This window comes from Actinosynnema sp. CA-299493, assembly GCF_050946825.1.
GTDB lineage: Bacteria > Actinomycetota > Actinomycetes > Mycobacteriales > Pseudonocardiaceae > Actinosynnema.
Window position 1 is genome coordinate 3,667,645 of sequence record NZ_CP191993.1, and the last position, 15,969, is coordinate 3,683,613.

13 protein-coding genes are annotated in these 15,969 nt (G+C 73.1%); 5 read left to right on the top strand and 8 right to left on the bottom strand.

The features are described 5' to 3' along the window. Positions 1-71 precede the first annotated feature (71 nt). Positions 72-2,213 (bottom strand): MMPL family transporter, encoded by a 2,142-nt coding sequence (locus ACQPYE_RS16470; RefSeq protein WP_498722169.1) that lies wholly within the window; start codon positions 2,211-2,213, stop codon positions 72-74. Between the two features lie 203 nt (positions 2,214-2,416). Between ACQPYE_RS16470 and ACQPYE_RS16475 the strand changes: the two genes are divergently transcribed. Next, the gene (locus tag ACQPYE_RS16475; RefSeq protein ID WP_498722170.1) at positions 2,417-3,142 is read left to right on the top strand and encodes a HEAT repeat domain-containing protein; all 726 of its coding nucleotides are present in this window, start codon (positions 2,417-2,419) and stop codon (positions 3,140-3,142) included. Continuing rightward, entirely contained in the window at positions 3,136-4,179 is a 1,044-nt protein-coding gene (locus tag ACQPYE_RS16480; protein ID WP_498722171.1) for a MerR family transcriptional regulator, read from the top strand. The genes ACQPYE_RS16475 and ACQPYE_RS16480 overlap by 7 nt, the downstream gene beginning before the upstream one ends. Here the strand turns inward: ACQPYE_RS16480 and ACQPYE_RS16485 are convergent. The 3 genes from ACQPYE_RS16485 to ACQPYE_RS16495 form a co-directional block, all read right to left on the bottom strand. Beyond that, positions 4,167-5,066, bottom strand: a complete 900-nt coding sequence (locus ACQPYE_RS16485) for a serine hydrolase (protein ID WP_498722172.1) — start codon at positions 5,064-5,066, stop codon at positions 4,167-4,169. The genes ACQPYE_RS16480 and ACQPYE_RS16485 overlap by 13 nt on opposite strands. A gap of 231 nt (positions 5,067-5,297) precedes the next feature. Then, a complete protein-coding gene (locus ACQPYE_RS16490) occupies positions 5,298-6,506 on the bottom strand; it encodes an MFS transporter (protein ID WP_498722173.1) in 1,209 nt (402 codons plus the stop codon). A 94-nt stretch (positions 6,507-6,600) separates the two neighbouring features. Continuing rightward, on the bottom strand, positions 6,601-6,744 hold the full coding sequence (locus ACQPYE_RS16495; protein ID WP_498722174.1) for a hypothetical protein: 144 nt from the start codon (positions 6,742-6,744) through the stop codon (positions 6,601-6,603). A gap of 450 nt (positions 6,745-7,194) precedes the next feature. On the opposite strand from ACQPYE_RS16495, the gene ACQPYE_RS16500 reads away from it, so the two are divergent. Genes ACQPYE_RS16500 through ACQPYE_RS16510 form a run of 3 tightly spaced genes read left to right on the top strand, consistent with a single transcriptional unit; the run spans position 7,195 to position 11,405 of the window. Next, positions 7,195-8,244 (top strand): GNAT family N-acetyltransferase, encoded by a 1,050-nt coding sequence (locus ACQPYE_RS16500; RefSeq protein WP_498722175.1) that lies wholly within the window; start codon positions 7,195-7,197, stop codon positions 8,242-8,244. Next, on the top strand, positions 8,241-10,604 hold the full coding sequence (gene metX / locus ACQPYE_RS16505) for a homoserine O-acetyltransferase MetX (RefSeq protein ID WP_498722176.1): 2,364 nt from the start codon (positions 8,241-8,243) through the stop codon (positions 10,602-10,604). The genes ACQPYE_RS16500 and metX overlap by 4 nt, the downstream gene beginning before the upstream one ends. 6 nt (positions 10,605-10,610) lie before the next feature. Next, positions 10,611-11,405: a class I SAM-dependent methyltransferase gene (locus ACQPYE_RS16510; protein ID WP_498722177.1), complete on the top strand. Its 795-nt coding sequence runs from the start codon at positions 10,611-10,613 to the stop codon at positions 11,403-11,405. A 61-nt stretch (positions 11,406-11,466) separates the two neighbouring features. On the opposite strand, the gene ACQPYE_RS16515 is transcribed toward ACQPYE_RS16510, so the two are convergent. The 4 genes from ACQPYE_RS16515 to ACQPYE_RS16530 form a co-directional block, all read right to left on the bottom strand. Next, a complete protein-coding gene (locus tag ACQPYE_RS16515) occupies positions 11,467-12,192 on the bottom strand; it encodes a gamma-glutamyl-gamma-aminobutyrate hydrolase family protein (protein ID WP_498722178.1) in 726 nt (241 codons plus the stop codon). A gap of 61 nt (positions 12,193-12,253) precedes the next feature. Further along, the gene (locus ACQPYE_RS16520; protein ID WP_498722179.1) at positions 12,254-13,591 is read right to left on the bottom strand and encodes an O-acetylhomoserine aminocarboxypropyltransferase/cysteine synthase family protein; all 1,338 of its coding nucleotides are present in this window, start codon (positions 13,589-13,591) and stop codon (positions 12,254-12,256) included. Then, positions 13,578-14,648, bottom strand: a complete 1,071-nt coding sequence (locus ACQPYE_RS16525) for a fatty acid desaturase (protein ID WP_498722180.1) — start codon at positions 14,646-14,648, stop codon at positions 13,578-13,580. The genes ACQPYE_RS16520 and ACQPYE_RS16525 overlap by 14 nt, the downstream gene beginning before the upstream one ends. A 44-nt stretch (positions 14,649-14,692) precedes the next feature. Beyond that, positions 14,693-15,853, bottom strand: coding sequence for a type III PLP-dependent enzyme (locus tag ACQPYE_RS16530; RefSeq protein ID WP_498722181.1), 1,161 nt, complete (start codon positions 15,851-15,853; stop codon positions 14,693-14,695). Positions 15,854-15,969 lie beyond the last annotated feature (116 nt).

The window sequence follows — 15,969 nt, forward strand, 5'->3', positions numbered from 1 at the left end:
TCCCCACCGGAACCTCCCGACACCAGGGAAGAGCGGCGTGGGCGGCGCTGGATACACCCGGCTGAAGAATTTCACCGGGCAGGCTCGACGGCGCGCACCCGCTCGCGGCCCGGCGTCCACCAGGTGAGGTCGCCGAGCATCGCCATCGTGGCCGGGACGAGCAGGCAGCGGACGACGGTCGCGTCCACCACGATCGCGACCGCCATGCCGAGGCCGAACATCTTGATCGTCGGGTCGTCGTTGGGCACGAACGCGAGGAAGACCCCGACCATGATCGCCGCCGCCGCCGTGATCACGCCGCCGGTGCCGATCAGCCCCTCGCGGACCGAGCTCAGGTTGTCCCCGGTCAGCCGCCGGCGCCGGCGGATGTCGCTGAGCAGGAACACCTCGTAGTCCATCGACAGGCCGAACAGCAGGGCGAAGAGCATGAGCGGCACGAAGCTGGGGATGGGCACCGGACCGGAGAGCCCGATCCACGTGACACCCCACCCCCAGGTGAACACCGCCGTCAGGACGCCGTAGGCCGCCCCGATGGAGATCAGGTCCACCACGGCGGCCTTGAGGGCGAGCAGCGGCGCGCGGAAGGCGAGCAGCAGCACCGCGACCGACAGCAGCAGCACGACCCCGATGACGAGCGGCAGCTTGTCGGTGACCCGGTCGGCGAGATCCGCCCGGGCGGCGGCGCCACCGCCGACGTGCACGGTCATGCCCGGCACGGTCTGGGCCCGCAGGCGGTGGACGAGGTCCGCCGTCGCCGGGTCGCCGCCCGAGGTCGACGGGACCAGCTGGACCGTGACGACCCGCCCGTCCGCGGTGGGCGTCGCCGGCCCGACGGAGGCCACCCCGGGCTGGGCCCGCACCACCGCCACGAGCTGGGACAGCCGGGGGTCCCGGGCGTCGACGGCCGGCGTCGACAGCCGGCCCAGCACGGTGAGCGGCGTGCCCGCGCCCGGCCCGAAGGCCGCCGAGACGGCGTCGTCCGCCTGGCGGACGGCGGTGGACGTGGGCGAGGACCCGGCGTCGAGCTGGCCGAGTCGCAGGTCGGTCGCCGGTGCGGCGAGCAGGGCCAGCAGCACCAGCGCGGACCCGCCGGCAGGCCAGGGACTGCGGGTCACCCGGTCCGCCTGACGTGCCCAGTAGCCACCGGAGCCGGCCCGGCGGCCCCACCGGCGGTGCAACGCCCCGCCGCGCGCGAGCCGACGGCCGGCGAGCGACGTCAGCGCGGGGAGCAGGGTGAGCGCGGCGAGCACGGCGAACAGGACCGCGATCCCGCACGTCCAGGCGAGCGTCCGCAGCAGCGGCACGTCGGTCAGCACCAGCCCGGCGAGCGCGAGGGCGACCGTCACACCGGCGACGACCACCGCCGTGCCCGAGTCGGCGGCGGCGCGTTCGACGGCCTCCGGCACCGTCAGGCCCGACCGCGCCAGCGAGCGGAAGCGGTTGAGCAGGAACAGCGAGTAGTCGATGCCGACGCCGAGGCCGACCATGAGCGCCAGGGTCGTCGCCACCGCCGGCATCGAGGTCAGGTTCCCGGCGAGTCCCACCACCTGCAGCGTCGCGAGCACCGAGAGCGCCGAGGTCAGCAGCGGCAGCACCGCGCCGACCAGGCCGCCGAGGGCCAGGAAGAGGATGACGGCGGCCAGGACCAGGCCGAAGTACTCGCCGCCGGTGCTGCTCGAGCCGTCGACGGCCTGGGCGAGCGCCCCGCCGGGCAGCACCCGCAGGCCGGCGTCGGCGGCGGGTCGGGCGGCGTCGACGACGGCGTGCGCCACGTCCTCGGTGAGCTCCGCCCGGCGGACGTCCAGGCCCACCGCGAACCAGCCGGTCCGCCCGTCCTCGGACAGCGACCCGTCCCGCGTCGAGGGAGGTCTCACGGTGGTCACGTGCTCGGCTCGGCGCAGCGAGGCCGCCGCGTCCGCCAGCACACCGGAGCGGGCCTCGTCGTCCAGCCGCCCGTCCTCGGCCACCAGGATCACCGTGCCGGACGTGAGCGGGGCCTCCGGTGACGCGATCAGGTCCCGCACGAGCTGGGCGTCGGTGCCGGGCAGGCTCACGTCGTTGTCCGTCGGCGTGCCGATCACCCTCGACGCCGTCACCAGCGCCAGCACCAGCAGCACCCACGCGCCGATCACGGTGAACCGCCGCCGGACGCACACCCGGCTCACCAGTGCGACGGCTCGGGCCGCCCGACCGTCGGGTGGCGCAGTGCTCATCGATCCCCCAGACCTCACCGGCGCCCTCGCGGACCGGGCACGCCACCGAGATCATCCCGACAGCCGGTGAAATGCGCGTGCGGTCTCGGGTACGGTCGCTCACCGTGTCCGGGCAGGCGGCGTCCCGGACCGGACGACCTCCTGACCCGCCGGTCACGGGGTTGACCCTGACACGGTGACAAGGTGTCCACTGGGCGCAGGAGGTGGTCCCGATCCCCACGACAAGAGGAACCCCGCAGCACAGCCCGGTGGCCGACGCCCTCGGCGCCGAGGACTCGTCGGTCCGGCTCCAAGCGGCCCTGGCGGTCGGCACGAACCCGGACCCCGGTCTCCTGGAGGCGCTCGTCGAGCGGTGCGCGGTCGAGCCGGACTTCTTCGTCCGGGACATGCTGTCCTGGGCGCTGACCCGCCTCGCGCCGGAGATCACCCTGCCCCGGATCCGCCGGGAACTCGACTCCGGGCGCACCCGGGCCCGCAGCCAGGCGTTGCACACGCTCTCCAAGATCGGTGACAGGAGCGCGTGGGCCTGGATCACGCGCGACGTGCTGCGTGACGCCGACGAGGAGGTCGCGCGGACCGCGTGGCGCGTCGCGGTGGCCTTCGTGCCCGAGGACGAGAAGCCGGGCCTGGTCGAGGAGCTGGTCACGCAGCTCGCCCGCGGCGACCGCGAGGTGCGGCTGAGCCTGAGCCGGGCACTGGTCGACCTCGGCGACGTGATCACGCCCGCCCTGGAGCGGGCGGCGGCCGACCCGGACCCGGAGGTGGCCGCGCACGCCCGTGCCACCGAGGTGCTCCTGGGTGACCCGGACGCCGGTTTCGACCTGGCCGTCGCCGAGGCGACCCGGGTCGTCGCCCTCGGCCCGGCACGAGCCGCCGCAGCGGCAGGGAACGTCGAGCCGGAGGCCGCCCCGGAGGCCACGGCTTGCTGATCGGCGACGTGGCCCGTCATTCCGGGGTGAGCACGCGGATGCTCCGGCACTACGACGCGCTCGGGCTGGTCCGGCCGAGCGGTCGCACCGTCGGCGGCTACCGCGAGTACTCCGCCGAGGACGTCCGCAGGATCTTCCACGTGGAGGGCCTGCGGTCCCTCGGGCTCTCGCTCAAGCAGGTCGGGCGCGCGCTGGACGACCGGGCGTTCACGCCGTCCGCCCTGGTCGGCGACCTCATCAAGTGGACGGAAGACCGGGTGGCGCGGGACCGGGAGCTGCTCGAACGGCTCCGCGCGATCGACGCGTCGGCGCCCACCGGCTGGCAGGACGTCCTGCGCGTCGTCGGCCTCATGCAGGGGCTCGACTCGACCAGCGCCGCGCGCCGGCAGCAGGCCGTCCTGTCCCGGCCGGACGACGTGCCGGTGGCCGCCGAGCTGCTGGCCGGCGCGGTGCTGACCGAAGCCGACACCAACGTCGCGGGCGCGTTGCGCTGGGCGCTCGCCCGTTCGGGTGGCGACGGCATGGCGACGCTGGCCGCCGGGGCGCGTTCGGTGGATGCCGAAGTCCGGCGGCGCGCCGTGCTGACGATCGCCGAGATGCCGGAGGCGCCGGGTGCGGGCGCGGTGCTCGCGGACGCGCTCGGCGACCCGGACCCGGCGGTGCGCGGGCCCGCCGCCCTGGCGTTGGGCAGGCGTGGCGCGACCGAGGCCGTGCCGACGCTCGTCGCCATGGTGGTCGAGGGCGTCAACGACGTCGACGCGGCGGAGGTCCTCGGCACGCTGTCCCGGGATCCGGGGCACGCGGACCGGATCACGACCGCGCTGGTCGGCGAGCTCGCCGAACCCACCGCGGGCTCCGCGATCCGGATCCGCCTGACCCAGGCGCTGGTCGAGCTGTCAGGGGCCGCCGCGCGGGAGGTCCTGCGCCGACTCGCCCACGACGACGACCACGCGGTGGCCCTCGTCGCGACGGCCCTCGTCGGGGTTCTCGAGGAGCGGTCCGCCGACCCCCGGGACGGACCCGGTCAGCGGAAGTAGCCGTCGAACATGATCCGGCTGATCCCGGTGGTGGTTTCCAGGCCCACGTCGTACCCGTTCTCGACCACCCTGGTGTTGTTCATGATGGCGAGGGTGTAGCGCTCGTCGGGGCCGACGAAGCCGACGGAGTTCATCAGCCACGAACCGTCGTCGTTGTCGTCGGACCAGCCGTTCTTGTTCCCCGGGCGAGCGGCGGCGCCGGCGCCCCAGACACCCCACCGCTGGTTGGCGTCGACCGAGCGCATCTCGTTGACGATGTAGTCGCGGTGGGCGACCGGGAGCTTGGTCAGCACGTAGTTGATCAGGCGGTCGAGGTCGTCGGCCGTGGTGAGGATCCAGCCCCAGTGGTGCGGGTGCTCGTCGGTGAACCGCATGTCGGTCATCCCGTAGGACGGGAAGCGGGACGCGAACTCCCGCTCGCCGCCGTAGCGGGTCCACAGCGCGTGCGCCGCGTTGTCGTCGCTGGAGTTCAGCATCCGGTGCATCAGGTCGCGGTCTTCCGCCGTCAGGCTCACGGTGCCGGCGTCGTCGCGCAGCAGCAGGTCGACGACCATGGCGAGCTTGGGCGTGGAGCAGGCCCAGACGAGCGCGTCCGAGTGGCCGTTGCGCCAGACCGCGCCGGTCTTCCGGTCCCGCACCACGATTCCGGCGAAACCGGGGCGGCTTTCCGCGTAGGCGTTCGCCCGCCGGATTCTGTTCAGCAACGTCCAGTCGAAGTGCGTCTTAGTGGCCACCTGATTGGCGTAGGCCGTGCTGGACGCGGTGGCGGGAGCGGCGACAGGAACGACGTCGGGAGCCGCGGTGCTGATCGCCGGAGCCACCAACGGGGTGAAGCCCGCGACCACGACCAGCGCGGTCACGGTCATGCGTTTGTCGAGTGCCCTCATGTCGACGGAAGGTAGCAGGGTGGGGGCCGACCCAGTGGGGAAGTCGGGTGACCATGGTCATCATAACGGAACAATCACGAGGACAACCCGAGAGCGGGCACTCCGGTTATCAGCGGAAATGTCGGATTCACGGCACGTTATCGGGATGCGCGGGTGGTGCGGGCCTGTCCCGCCGGCAGGAAATCAACTGATCGGATGCCGCGGAAATGGACGACCCGGCCCGCGCCCCGGTCAGCGCGGCAGTCGGGCCGGCACCCGGACATCGGCGACGGCGGCGGTCAGGAACAGCGCGGTGACGGCGGCCAGGGCGAGCATCAGGCCGTCCGGCGGGAGGAGGTTCAGCGCGGCGCTGCCGATCAGCGGGCCGATCAGGCTGCCCAGGGCCCACAGCACGGTGGCGCCGGCGTTCGCGTCGACGAGCTCGTCCTCGGTGAAGTCCTGGCCGATGCGCACCAACCCGAGCGTGTAGACGCCACCCGCCGCGGCGCCCAGCACCACCAGGGCGGGCCACACCAGCACCGGCACGTCCAGCAGCAGCGGCATGCCCAGGGCCGGCAGCAGCACGAGCACCGCGCACCCGATGTGCAGCCGACGGCGGTCGACGTGGTCGGCCCACCAGCCCAGCGGCACCTGGAGCAGGGCGTCGCCGGCGAAGACCGCGCCCACCATGAGGACCGCGACCGCCTCGGTGTGCCCGTGCGCCATGCCGTACAACGGCAGCAGCGCCAGCACCGCGCTGTCGAAGAAGGAGAACATCAGCACCGCGAGCGCGACGGTCGGCGCGGACCGCGCGAAGGCGAGGGCAGCGGCCGGCTTCCCGGCCTTGAACCCGTCGATCCGGCACGAGCTGACCGCCAGCAGGGCGATCCCGGGCAGGTGCGTGAGCACGGCGACCAGCAGCGACCACTGGGCGGCCGAGCCGAACAGGGCCAGCAACCCCGGGCCCGACACCTGGCACAGCGTGAACACCGAGGTGTAGAGGGCGATCCAACGTCCCCGCGTGGCCTCCGCCGTGACGGCGTTGATCCAGGTCTCGCCCAGCACCAGCAGCAGCCCGGCGAACACGCCGACGGCGAACCGGAGCACCAGCCACACCGGGACGGCGTCGGTCACCGCGAGCAGCCCCGTGCTCACCGCCGAACCGAGCATCCCGGTGATCAACAACGGCTTGACCCGCCACCGCCACGTCAGCGGGCCCAGGCACATCACCGCGGCGAGGATGCCCACCGCGGGCAGCGCGGCGGTCGTCCCGATCAACGCCGACGACGCGCCGCCGCCGCTGAGCCGCAACGACATCAGCGGCACGGTCAGCCCGGTGACGAGCCCGACCACCGCGACGGTGCAGATCGCGGCGACGGGCTCCCAGCGCCCGCTCAGCACGTGCTGCCCCGCCGCGCGACCGGGGCCGGGCGGGCTGCGGATCGGGGCACGGCGAACCACCTTCGCGACGGTCGGAGGGGGAACGGGGGAGGGACAGCGCGTCCCGGGGAAGCGAGCGCGGGGTTCCGGTGATCCAGCCGCGCGGACCGCGTGCTCACACCTGCCTTCGCGTGCTGCCCAGACCGGCCCGGGAGCGGTCTTGTCCGTCCTGGTCGCCGGTCTCGGTGGCGATCCGCGCGTCGACCGGTTCGGCCCGGGTCACCGGCTTGCCGTGCGCGAGGGCCGGCAAGACGAGCACGGCCTTGCGCCCGGCGGACCGAGGGCGGGCGCGGTCCCGTCACGCCAGGCCCTGATGGGACCGAGCACCTGGACGGCCAGCACCCGCCGCTCCCCACCTGCCCGACCCGACACGATCCGTGACCCCATCGTGGCACGGCGTGCGAAGCGGCTCCACCGGCCATCCAGCCGATTCCTCCCGGCGAGCGAGGAGCGTGGCAGTCCGCAGGGAACGGCCGCGTGCGGGCCGGCCGTACCGCAGCGTTCCCGTTGCGGGCACGGGTGTTGCGGGGTAGCCGCCTGTAGTCTGCGACGGTTGCGAACCGGTCCGCCCACTGCCACCGAACGACCGCGTGACCGGTTCGGCACCTGGGGCACGGACGAACAACGCGGCGCATGGGGGAACATTGCGTGTGGTGACGTTACGGCGGAGCGACGTGGGTCCATCGCGAGCCGGGCGGAGGGCCGGGACATGACGTCCACGAGGACCGCGACGGGGTGGTCGCTGCTCGGCGGGTTACCCGAGCGGGTCGTGTCCGGTTGCCTGTACGACTCGGCCGGTTGGCTGCGCATGTGGGAGACGACCGACATCGAGCGCCGGACCCGGCACGGCTACGTGAGCGCCGAAGGGCAGGTGCTCCCGCTGTACGCGCTGAGCGGCTCGCCCTTCTGGCACGGGTACATCACCCAGGCCGGGCAGGAGCACCTCGGCAGCCGCCACGTCTTCGCTGGCTCCACCTATTCCATGTACACCAAGCGCGACGCCTTCCCGGCGGACCTGGCACGCGGCGCCCACGCCACGGCGATGGAGTGGATCGCCGCCGGCGAGGCGGACCTGCTGATCGCGCCGAACCTCACCGACGCCGCCGCCGCCATGTGGGAGGACGCGGTCGGACCGCCGGCCGGTCGGGTCCTGCTCGACCGCACGTACAGCTCCGACCTGTCCGGCGGCTTCGACGACCACCTCGGCCGGTTGCCCAGGAAGCTCCGCATGGACGTGCAGCGGCGGTTGCGGCGCGCGGAGGAGCGCGGACTGCGGATCGACGTGGTCGACGGGCCGGAGGCGCACGGGTTCGTGCCCTCGGTCCTGCCGCTGGTCGTCGGCACCACCGACGAGCACGGCTGGCCCGCGCTGTACGACGAGGACACCCTCCACGCGCTGCTGCGGACGCCGGGCGCCCTGCTCGTCGTCGCCCGGGTGGACGACCGGATCGCCGGTGTGTTCTTCGGCTTCCGGCAGGACGACGAGGTCACGTTCCTGTGCGGCGGCGTCGACTACTCGGGCCTCACCGAGCTGAGCACGTACGTGGCGATGATGTACCGCTGCACCGAGTGGGCCTACGCCGGCGGGTTCCGGCGGATCGAGTGGGGTCGGGACAACTACCGGTTCAAGGAGCGGCACGGGCTCGTCGGCGCCGACCTGTGGGCGCTGGTGTACTCGCCGGACCCCGGGCCGGCGCTGGCCGAGGCCCTGACCGAGATGCACCGCGTGCTGGCGGCCTACGTCGAGGGCAGTGGATGAGCCCCGGTCGGAGCCGCGTCGCGCTGTTGTTCGGCGCGCTGCTGAGCGTCAACGCCTCCTACACGCTGCTCATCCCGTTCGTGCCGGACCTGGAGGAGCGGGCGGGTGCGAACCCGACCGTCGTCGCGTTGACCTTCGCCGTGTTCGCGGGCGCGAAAGCGGCGGCCCAGCCGTTCGGCGGGATGTGGGTCGACCGGTGGCGGCCCGGTGACGTCGGGTGCGTCGCGCTGCTCGTCGCGGCGGCGGGCATCGTGGTCACGGCGATCGCCCGCGACCCGGCGACGTTGCTGGCCGGGCGCGCCCTCTGGGGTGTCGGCGAAGGTCTGGTGACCCCGGCCCTGTACGCGGGCATGGCCGCGCTGTGCCGCCGCTACGACCTGCCGACCAGCCGGATGATGGGCAACTTCGGGACCTTCGCGGTGGCGGGCTTCCTGCTCGGCCCGTTGGCGGCCGGCATCGCGGCGCCGTTCGGTCTGGACGCGTTGTTCCTGTTCGGCGCGGCGGTGACCGTGGTGACCGCGTTCGGGCTGCGGTGGGCCGTGCCGCGCGACGTGCCGGCGCCGGTCGACGAGGAGCAGGCGGACGACACCGCGACCGGCCAGGGGGCGACCGGCGGCCGGTGGTGGACCTGGGTGCTGGCGCTCGGCGCGCTCGACCTGTTCACCAACCTCACCTACTCGGCGCTGGAACCCGTGCTGCCGCTGTACTTGAGCGCCGACGGCACGGAGTCGGCGCGCGGCGCCATCTCGCTGGTGTTCGCCATCGGCCTGGCCGCGTTCGGGGTCGTGAGCTGGCTGCTCGGCCGCTACGCGGGCAAGCTCGGGCTGGTGGCGATGGCCGTGCTCGGCCTGGCGTTCGCGGCCGTCGGCACGGCCGGGCTGTACGCCAGCGCCGAGGTGTGGCCGGTGGCGGCGTGCTTCGTCGTGCTGATGGTCGGCCAGGCCGCGCTGTACCTGACCGCGCGGCGGGGCGTCGTCGAGCTGCGGTCGGCCATGACGAGGCAGGGCAAGGCGTTCGGGCTGTTCGGCCTGGTGTCCGACATCGGCAACATCCTCGGCCCGCTGCTGGGCGTGGCGCTGTACCAGCTGACGGGCCGGGTGTCGTTCCTGGTCATCGGCGCGCTCAGCGGACTGCTCCTCACCGCCCTGCTGGTGGGCGCGCGGAGGTCCCGCGCCGTGCCGGGCACGTCCGGTGCCGTGTCGGGTCCGGGCGTCGCGGACGGCCACGTGCGGACGGTGGTGCTGTTCGACCACGCCAACCCGCTGGAACTGGAGTCCGGCCGGACGCTCGCGCCCGTCACGGTGGCGTACGAGACCTACGGCGAGCTGAACGAGGACCGGTCGAACGCGATCTTCGTCTGCCACGCGCTGACCGGCGACTCGCACCCGGCCGCCCACCACCCCGACGACCGGCCCGGCTGGTGGCGGGACATGGTCGGACCCGGCCGCCCCGTCGACACCGACCGGCACTTCGTGGTGTGCGCCAACGTGCTCGCCGGCTGCTCCGGCACCACCGGCCCGACCTCGCCGGGTCCGGACGGCGGGCCGTGGGGACCGGACTTCCCGCTGATCGGCATCACCGACATGGTCACGGTGCACCGCGCGCTCGTGGCCGAGCTCGGCGTCGGACGGCTGCGCGCCGTCATCGGCGGTTCGCTGGGCGGGATGCAGGTCCTCGAATGGCTGCTGCGCGCGCCGGACGACGCCGACGACTTCCTGATCGTCGCCGGCACGGCCAGGCACACCGCGGAGAACCTCGCCTGGAACGCGGTCGCCAGGACCGCGATCCGGTCCGACCCGGCGTTCCGGGAGGGCCGGTACCCGCCGGGCGGCGGACCGGCGGCGGGCCTCGGCACGGCGCGGATGATCGGCCACCTCACGTACGTCTCCGAAGACATGCTGGCCCGCAAGTTCGGCCGCGAACCGCGCGCCGCGAACGGCACGGGCACTTCGGTGACCACGGGCCCTTCGGCGACCACCGGGCCGTTCGCCGTCGAGGGCTACCTGGAGCACCAGGCCGCGAGCCTGGTCGACCGGTTCGACGCGAACAGCTACCTGTGCCTGATGAACGCGATGGACAGCTTCGACGCGTTCGCCGACGACCGCCCGGTCGCGCCGTTCCGGCGCAGGCCGCGGGTGCACCTGTTCAGCTTCGACTCCGACCGCCTGTACGGGCCGGACCACGCGCGCTACATCCAGGCGAACCTCGCCGCCCGCGGCCTGCCCGCCGAGCACCACCAGGACCACACGACCGACCGCGGCCACGACGCGTTCCTGCTGCACGTGCCGTCGTACCTGCGCCAGGTCGCGGAGGTGCTGGCCCGGGAGTCGGTCGTGCGCGGCGCGGACGACGCGGGCTGACGCGCCGTGGCGAGCTGGTGGGCGACGGCGTTCGACAGCGATCACGGCCTCCGCCGCCTGCACGAGCAGGCGGCGGAGAGCACGGACGGCCAGGTGGCGCTGATCGAGCGGGAGCTGGGCCTGGCGGCCGGCTCCCGCGTCCTCGACGTCCCGTGCGGCACCGGGCGGCACGCCGTGTCGCTGGCGGCACGTGGGCACCGGGTCACGTGCGTCGACCTGAGCGAGGACTACCTGGACGCCACCCGGCGGCGGGCGGCGGAGCGCGGCGTGACCGTGGACGCGGTGCGGGCCGACATGCGCGAGCTCACCGCCCTGCCGGCGGCGTCGTTCGACGCGGCCGTGAACATGTACACCAGCTTCGGCTACTTCGACCGCGACGAGGACAACGTCCGCTCGGTGGCCGCGGTCGCGCGCGTGCTGCGGCCCGGCGGGCGGCTGCTCGTCGACGTCGTCAACCGGGACTGGTTCGTCCGCAACCTCTTCCCGTCGGAGTTCGCGCCGGGTGCCGGGTTCGTCGTCCGGGACTACGAGGAGGTCGACGGCGAGCTCGTCCTGCACCAGAACGTGTTCGACCCGCGCACGAGCCGCCTGCGGTGGACGTGCCGACCGGTCGGGGTGGAGCGGGAGCGCGTGGTGGTGGACTACCGGATGTACAGCTTGCACGAACTGCTCGCCGTGCTGCGGGCCGGCGGGCTGACCCCGGTGCGCACGCTGGGCGGCTACGACGGCAGGCCGTACGAGCTGTTCTCACCGCGACTGCTGTGCGTGGCCGAGGCCGGAGGCGGCCTGCCCGGGGCCTGACGCCACCGCCTCCGGCGACCAGGTGCTCGACGACGGACTCGTGCTCGCGGACACCGGCCCGTCAGATGACCGCGCGCCGCTCCGCACGGGCCGCGACCGCGGCGCCGAACCCGGTGAACAGCGCCACCGACACGAGGTCCGTGGCCGCGTACCACTCGGGGTGCCACTGCACGGCGAGGCAGAACGTCGCCCCCTCGGCCGACGCCGCCTCCACCACCCCGTCCGGCGCCACCGCTTCGACCCGCAGGCCGGGCGCGAGCCGGTCGATCGCCTGGTAGTGCAGCGAGTTGACCTCGACGCTCGGTTCGCCGAGCAGCCTCCGCAGGACGCCGCCCTCGGTCAGGCGCACCGGGTGCGCGGGCAGGTACTGCTCGTCCCGGGGCAGCGAGAGGTCCTCGGTGTGCCCCGGGACGTCGCGCAGCGTCCCGCCCAGCGCGACGTTGAGCTCCTGCAAGCCCCGGCAGATGCCGAGCACCGGGACGTCCGCGCGCAGTGCGGCGGGGATCACGCTGAGCGCCAGCTCGTCCCGGTCGGGGTCGGAAAACCCCGAGCCCGGCTCGCCGCCGTACCACCGGGGCAGCACGTTGCTCTGGTGGCCGCCGAACACCACGCCGTCGAACCGGTCGACCAGGTGCGCCAGGTCCGGGGCGGGTCCGCCGATCACCACGACGTGGCAACCGGACACCTGCTCCAACGCCCGCACGTACACCTCGCGCACCGCCAGGTGCGGCACGCCGTCCACCTGTTCCGCGGCTGCCGCGAGCGCGACGAGTGGCTTGCCCGTCACCCGGTCACCGCCGGGCGGGGCACGTCCGCCTGTTCCGCCGCCGCGACCGGCGGTCTGCCCGTCACCCGGCCACCGCCAGCGCGCCCGCCAGGTCGGCGAGCAGGTCGTCCACGTGCTCCAAGCCGATGGCCAGCCGGATCGACCCCGGTGTCACCCCGGCGGCGAGCCGGTCCGCCTCGGGGAGCTGGGCGTGCGTGGTGGACGCGGGGTGGGTGGCCATCGAGCGCACGTCACCGATGTTGGTCACGTGCGAGATCATCCGCAGCGCCTCGATGAACCGCGTGCCCGCGGTCAGCCCGCCCGCCAGCTCGAACTGCACCAGTGGACCGCCGTTGCCGCCCGTGTACCGCCGCAGCCGCTCGACCTCCTCGGCGTCGCCGAGGCCCGGGTGCCGGACGGAGACCACCGACGGCTGGTCGGCCAGGTACCGCGCCACCACCTCGGCGTTCTCGCCGTGCGCCCGCATCCGCAGCGGGAGCGTCTCGATGCCCTGGATCAGCAGGAACGCGTTGAACGGGCTGAGGCACGGCCCGAGGTCGCGCATCAGCGTCTCGCGGGCCTTGAGCAGGAACGGGCTGCGGCCCAGCGAGCTGTCCAGGTTGGCGCCCGCCTCGGTCCACACGATGTTGCCGTGCGCCGGGTCCGGCGCGGTGAGCAGCGGGTGCCGGTCGGCGTGCCGCGCCCAGTCGAACCGGTCGGAGTCGACGATCAGGCCGCCGAGCGCGCTGCCGTGGCCGCCGATGTACTTCGTCGCCGAGTAGACCAGGATGTGCGCGCCGAACTCCAGCGGGCGGCACACCAGCGGCAGCATGGTGTTGTCCAGCACCAGCGGCACGCCGACGTCCTCGGCGATCGCCGCGACCTCCTCGATCGGGAACAGCCGCAGCTTCGGGTTGGGCAGGGTCTCGCCGAAGTAGCACCGGGTCCGCGAGTCGGTGGCGTCGGCGAAGTTCTGCGGCTTGTCCGGGCTGACGAACCGGGTCTCGATGCCGAACCGGGCGAACGTGTTGGCCAGCAGGTTCCACGTGCCGCCGTACAGCTCGTTGGAGCTGACCAGGTTGTCGCCCGCCTGGCACAGGTTGAGCAGCGCCAGGGTGATCGCCGCCTGGCCGGAGGAGACGGCCAGGGCCGCCGGTGCGTCGTCCACCGCGGCGATCCTGGCCTCCAGCACGTCGCACGTCGGGTTGTTCAGCCGCGTGTAGGCGTGGCCGTCGACGCGCAGGTCGAAGATGTCGGCGGCGGTGGCCGCGTCGGGCAGTTCGTACGCCGCGGTCTGGAAGATGGGCGTCACCACCGGGTCGGTGATGCCCAGGCGCAACTCGGCGCCGCCGTGCACGACGCCCGACTCCACCCGCCGGTAGACCTTCCCCGACGACCTCGGCCGCTCAGGCTGCGACATGCGGCTGCTCCGGCTTGTAGGTCATCGACTCCACGATGGCGCTGATGGCGCTCTGCTGCCCTTCCGGCCCCTTGGTGAACAGCCCGCCCAACTGGCGGTCCACCTCCGCGTAGTTCGGGTCGGCCAGCCGCACCTGCCGCGCCTTGCCGAGGTTCCAGAACGGCGTGCGCGGGTCCAGGTGGTGCTCCAGGTGGTAGTTGTCGTTGTGGATGCCGGTGAGGAACTTCTCCCACGTGCGGCTCTTGCGGTTGCGCGTCATGTAGAGGTCCACGTTGGAGTCCCGCACCAGGGGGGTGTGCTCGGACAGCTCGATGTACCAGCCCAGGATCTGGAAGCTGGTCAGGTAGGGCACCACCCAGAACAGCAGCAGTTCGAGCAGCCAGCCCTGCGACGCGCACACCGCGACGACGGTCGCCCAGAACGCCCAGAAGCCGACGCGGTCGAGCACCCGCTTGCGCTTGCCGATCGGGGTCTGCGGCGTGTCCGCCGACCGCACGCGGCCCTGCTTGAGCAGTCGGTAGCGGTTGCGCACCAGGTACTTCAGGTAGGCCCACGTCTGCGTGCCGAACAGCGGCATGATGACCGTGCGGAGCACGTACGCGCGCGGCGAGGACATCTCGTAGGCCCGCTGCTCGATGAAGAACCTCAGGTCCGGGTCGCCCTCGGGGTTGCCCAGCTTGGGGTGGTGCGTGAAGACGTGCGAGATCTTGTACGCGTAGTGCTGCTGGAAGATCGGGTAGGCGGTGAGCACGGTGCCGACGAACATCTGCACCTTGCGGTTCGACGCGCCGATGCCGTGCGCGCAGTCGTGCAGGATGGTCGACAGCCCCCGCTGACGGGCGCCGATCACGAGCACCGCCACCGGGTAGAACCAGTAGGACACACCGACGCACAGCCAGGTGCAGAAGGCCATCCACACGAGGTCTTCCAGCCAGGCCAGCGCGGCGTGCCAGTTGTCGCTGCGGTTGAGCTCCTTGAGGCCGCTCTCGACTTCCTTCGGGAAGCGGTACATCCGGTAGCGCTTCCCGTCGAACGCCCAGGTGTACTCGTCGGACATCAGCGGCTCCTCTTCAACACCAGGCTCGTTGCGGCGCACCGGTCTCAGCGGTCGGTGGCGCGGAAGCAGTGACTGGGCAACGGCGGGAAGCCGTTGAACCCGACGGACGCGTACGGCGTCGTGTAGGCGCCGGTCGCGAGGATGTCGATGTGGTCGCCTGGTCGCAGGTCGACCGGCAAGGACACCGGTGTGCGCTCGTACAGGACGTCGGTGCTGTCGCACGTCGGCCCCGCGAGCACGACGGGGACCGCCTCGTCGGCGAACCCGCCGTCCGCGCGGACGGCGACGACGGGGAACGCGATGGCCTCGTCGTCGGTCTCGACCAGGCCGTTGTACCGGCCGACGTCGAGGTAGACCCAGCGCAGGCCGTTCTCCCGCTCGGTCACCAGCACGACCTCGGAGCGGATCATCCCGGCGTCACCGGGCAGGTACCTGCCCGGCTCGACGATCAGCGTCGGCCGGGTCGGGAAGGACGCCGTGACGGCGCGGTCGATCGCCGCGAAGTACGTCTCCAGCGACGGCACGGTCGCCTCGTAGCGGACGGGCAGCCCGCCGCCGAGGTTGAGCAGGTCCAGTTCGACGCCCTCGGCGGCCAGCTTGGCCGCGACGCGCGCGGCGGTGGCGACACCGGTCGCCCAGCTGTCCGGCTCGCGCTGCTGGGACCCGACGTGGAAGGTGGTGCCGCGTGGCGTGAGCCCGAGTGACACCGCGTCGCGCAGCAGCACGACCGCGTCCTCCTCGGTGCAGCCGAACTTGCGGCTGATCGGCCACTGCGCGCCGGTCGTGTGGACGATGAAGCGGCAGCAGACCTCCGCGCCGGGCGCGGCCCGCGCCACCTTCTCCAGCTCCGCCGCCGAGTCGACCGAGTAGAGCCGGATGCCGCGCTCGTGCGCGTAGCGGATCGCCGACTCCTTCTTCACCGTGTTGCCGAACGAGATCGACACCGGGTCGGCGCCCGCGGCGAGGCAGGAGTCGACCTCGCCGACGCTGGCGACGTCGAAGCCGCAGCCGAGTTCCACCAGGTGCCGCAACAGGTCCGGGTCGGCGTTGGCCTTCACGGCGTAGTAGACGGCGGCATCCGGCAGGCCGGCGCGCAGTTCCCGGTACCGGGCGGCGACGATGTCGAGGTCGAGGAGCAGGCACGGCGTCTCGGGCCGGGTGGCGTCGAAGAAGTCTCGGTGCGCCGCGTAGAGCGCATGGTCCACCGGTCGGTCGTCGATCAATGTGAAGCCTTCCACCCCAGGCGGCGACGTGTGGTCCGACCTCGGCAACGTGGCTGCTGACACCGCCGTCGTGACTGGCGGTCATCATGCCGACGCGC